Raw genomic sequence first — 844 nt, 5'->3', positions numbered from 1 at the left:
TGTCAGCATTTCCCCCTCCATTCATCAGTATATGAGCTCCCATTTCATTTACCATGCCAAAAAGGATGTCCCTTGGACACCCTTCATGTTTATTTCACTTCCCCATATATTTATTCACATAATTCCCAGTGACGTCCCTGCTGCTGTACTGAAGGAAGTCCAATGCAAAAATCATGAATTCCAGGCCGAGACGCTTATCCGATCGCATGAAATCGGAGCCTAACAGTTTCTCTAGCTTTTCCAGTCTATGATATAGAGTTTGCCTTACAATGAATAGTTGTTTGGAAGTTTCCTGTTTAGATCCGTTACATGCAAGATATGACTTCAGGGTAGGCATTAACTCGCCATTGTTTTGCTTGTCATATTCAATGACAGGACCTAGGTACTCGTGCACCGTTTCCTCCAGGTTTCCATGTTTATTCAAGAGCGAAATCATGCGATGCATATGTAAGTCCTGATAAAAAATGCTCCTGTTCTCTTCTGGTAAACTATCTTGAAGCAGCAGGGTCTCGCGTGCCGTTTCATAGCTTTTATAAATCTCGTTTAATCTTTGTACATGCTTTCCAAAACCCATCGAAAGCTGCCCCATACGATTCCGGCTGCCCAGATCCATTTTCATCATGCGATCCACTGCGCTTGTCACCCTCGATTTCCAATCTTCAGATGAGCGATTGTCTCCTAATATGAACACAAGCTGCTGGTGAATTTCCATGGAAAAAACATGAAATCCATACTGTTCAAACACCGTCCTAAACATGATCTTAAAATAGGTTCCATCCAATTTGGCAGCACTTTTATTATTCCTTGAATGCTGTTTGCAAATGCAAACCATTCCGCCACCTAG

1 protein-coding gene is annotated in these 844 nt (G+C 42.1%); it reads right to left on the bottom strand.

Going from position 1 to position 844, the window contains the following annotated elements; genetic code table 11:
* Positions 1-94: 94 nt before the first annotated feature.
* Positions 95-844 (bottom strand): PucR family transcriptional regulator (locus CVN76_RS01555; protein WP_232732052.1); only part of this gene is annotated, 750 nt, incomplete at its 5' end.

Source organism: Bacillus sp. mrc49 (assembly GCF_002803435.1).
The sequence above is the reverse complement of the archived record's forward strand: the minus strand, read 5'-3'. Positions and strand labels throughout refer to the sequence as shown.